Here is a 2,934-nt window from a genome sequence, read left to right on the forward strand (position 1 = left end):
TGTCCCATCATGCTGCGTGCTTCCCTGCTGGCCGATGCGGAGATTTTGCCGCAGGCCAGACAGGGGAGCTACTTTTTCAACAGAATCGGCCAAATGCAGACGCTCAAAAATGGCAGGTATTGCAAAACTGTGGTCAGACCATAGAGTTACTAGGGAAATAGCCCCGCTGTTTTTGCAGAACTCGGACCATTACCTGCGTACTGCGGCTAAACGGGGGACATTTCTCGCAGCAACGCGGCTCGCGATGAAACGGCAACAGACCCTAGAGCTGAAAGCGCGAGATGTTCTCTCGCAATGTCACGCTGGTGCGTGCTAGTCCTTCGCTTTCCTGCTGAGCGCTGCGGAAGGCTGCAGCGGATTGCTCGGCGCTTTCGCTGACGGTCACGATGCCCCGGCTGATCTGCTCGGCAACAGTACTCTGCTGCTCGGCGGCAGCGGCGATTTGGTGGTTCATGCCGTTGATCCGCTCGATCATGGTTACGATCGTGCTTACCGCGTCACCGGCCTCGGAAACGCCGGACACCGACTGCGCACTGGAGCTCTTGCAGCGTTGCATATGCTGCGAGGTCTCGTCGGCAATTTTCTGCAGACTGGCGATCAGCCCCTCAATCTCTGAGGTGGCCTTCTGGGTACGCTGTGCCAGGCTGCGGACCTCATCGGCTACCACCGCGAAGCCGCGTCCAGCCTCGCCAGCACGTGCAGCTTCGATGGCTGCGTTGAGGGCCAGCAGGTTGGTCTGATCGGCCACCGACTTGATCACTTCAAGCACGCCGCCGATATTGCCGGTTTCATTCTTCAGCCGGCCCATGGCCATGTTGGACTGTTCGATTGTCTCGGCCAGCTCGCCGATCATTTTGACGGCATCTTTGGCCTTCTGCTGGCTGTACAGGGCCGCGCTATCGGCATCGCTGGCCGCACTGGCAGCGGATTCGGCATTGCGCGCGACATCCTGCACGGTGGCGGCCATTTGGTGAACGGCGGTGACGATCTGCTCGACCTCGCACTGTGCCATGGCCACGCTTTCGGCGTTTCTCAGGCTCGATTGGCTAAGCTCCTGGCTGGAATCGGCCACGCTCTGTGAGGACAGGTTTATGCCCTTGGTCATGTCCCGCAGGTTCTCCTGCATGCTCAGCAGAGCGGCCATTATGCTGGCCTGTGGTGGTTCAATCGTACGCTCGCTAGCGCGCAAATCGCCCTGGGCAACCCGTTGGGCGAGCTGGTTGAGTTCACTCGGTTCGGCACCCAGCGCGCGCAGCAGGTTGCGGCTGATGACGTAGCCCAGTACCGCTGCCAGTAAGACGGCCAGCGCAGTAATGGCGAGCAGCAGGTTGCGTTGTGACAGATAGTTTGCGTCATTTTCGCTGACCTGCAGGTCTGCCTTCTGGTTGGTGTAGCGCAGGAATTCGCCAATTGCCTGGGTCAACTCGGCCAGTAAGGGTGTGCACTGCTCGCTGACCATGCGCAGGGCCTCGTCGTTTTCACCCTTGAACAGGTGTTCGGCAATGGTGTGTGCTACCGGTTTGTAGCGGCTCTCGACCTGCTCGATGGTTGAGAACAGTTCACGTGCCTTGGGCGACACATCATCATGGTTATCAATTGCCAGGCGTAGCGCGGCGAGGCTGCCGGCCACCATTTGTTCGTTGACGGCAATTGCGCCTCGCTGCTGTCCTCTCGCGGTGACATTGCTGTTCAAGGCGATGTTACGCAGGGCAATCGCGCGCTGGGCGGCCGCGTCGTTCAGTGTGTTGGCGAGGCGGGCGCGCGCATCAATGCCATTAACGTAGAGAAAAAAGTCCTTATTGCTGTTAGCCAGGGCGTACAGCGAGATAGCGGCGATTAGCAGCATAAACGCGAGCAGGCTGGCATAGCCGGCATAGAGACTGGTCCGTGTAGAGAGCCGGGGAGTGTGCGATGGCATGATGTACCTACGTAATGAGAGGAGCAATTTAGGGACACCTGCAAGCGTATGTATTCGCCCTTGGTCCGCATCCTGCGCAGGTATTCTTTTGTTCGACGGCAACGAGTAGCGGCGTTATTTCCTGGCCAACTGAAACTTGTACAAGTTTTTAATCTTGTACAAGTCTTGTACATCTATATTGGTATGATGTCGTCATGACATCATTCAATCCAGATGAACGGTCAGTAACCTCCGGTTTCTGCCAAGCGCGAGAAATAGAGGTCTGGCTATCGGGCTGACTACCGTTTGGCGGCGATACGGCCCAAGGCCATCTTTGGGCAGATAGAGTCCTGACAACGCTGTAAAAATGCGTAGCGCTATTCCTGTACAGGTATTTTGTATGGGGGTGCGCTAGGGCGTGCTAATTGTGAGCATGCGCTGCGCTAGGGGCTGTTGCCGTTTCATCTTTGAGCCACATGATCAATCTCCTTATTTTCTGGTGCCGACAGGCATCAGCGCGGTCTCGCCTTCCGGCCAATAATCTTGCACAAGCTTGTGCATCACTTTCATAACAGCTGTGCATGGTCGTGACACCGATGAAGATATTGCACAACTCCTTGAGCAAGCTTGCTGCCCTCAGGGATCACGCTGAATCGCCCAAAATTTCGTAGAGACAACTAACCGCTTTTGGCCGAAAACGCTCCGTCCAAGCATGGAGGTATCAAGCCAGACTCAAGCAAGTGGAAAACCACATCCCCCTGACCGGAATCGATCTGGTACCCGCTTCTCTTTAAATCCAACCTGCTCAACGCGCACTGGCATCTTTTCGCCCCCAACGCGCACATTGTCCAACCACCCCCACTCCCCTTATCCTCGACGCTCCCCGCCCGTCCAAAATCGGAGCCGCCATGGACCTCGCCACCCTCGCCCTCTTCCTCCCCGCCTGCTTCGCCCTGAACATGGCCCCCGGCCCCAACAACCTGCTCTCCGTGAGCAACGCCACCCGTTACGGCTATCGCACATCCTGCCTCGCCGGC

At 57.4% G+C, this 2,934-nt stretch carries 1 protein-coding gene and 1 pseudogene; one reads left to right on the forward strand and one right to left on the reverse strand.

Annotation, left to right across the window (positions count from 1 at the left end; genetic code table 11):
* Nucleotides 1-262 precede the first annotated feature (262 nt).
* Nucleotides 263-1,918: a methyl-accepting chemotaxis protein gene (locus J1G35_RS30495; protein WP_223016859.1), complete on the reverse strand. Its 1,656-nt coding sequence runs from the start codon at nucleotides 1,916-1,918 to the stop codon at nucleotides 263-265.
* Between the two features lie 887 nt (nucleotides 1,919-2,805).
* Between J1G35_RS30495 and J1G35_RS30500 the strand changes: the two are divergent.
* Nucleotides 2,806-2,934 (forward strand): annotated as a pseudogene (locus J1G35_RS30500) (LysE family translocator); the annotation flags it as partial.

This window comes from Pseudomonas sp. SH10-3B (genome assembly GCF_019891415.1).
Lineage (GTDB): Bacteria > Pseudomonadota > Gammaproteobacteria > Pseudomonadales > Pseudomonadaceae > Aquipseudomonas.

Excerpts from the sequence above, each read along its gene's own strand:
- J1G35_RS30495 (WP_223016859.1), bottom strand. The coding sequence starts at position 1,918 with ATGCCATCGCACACTCCCCGGCTCTCTACACGGACCAGTCTCTATGCC.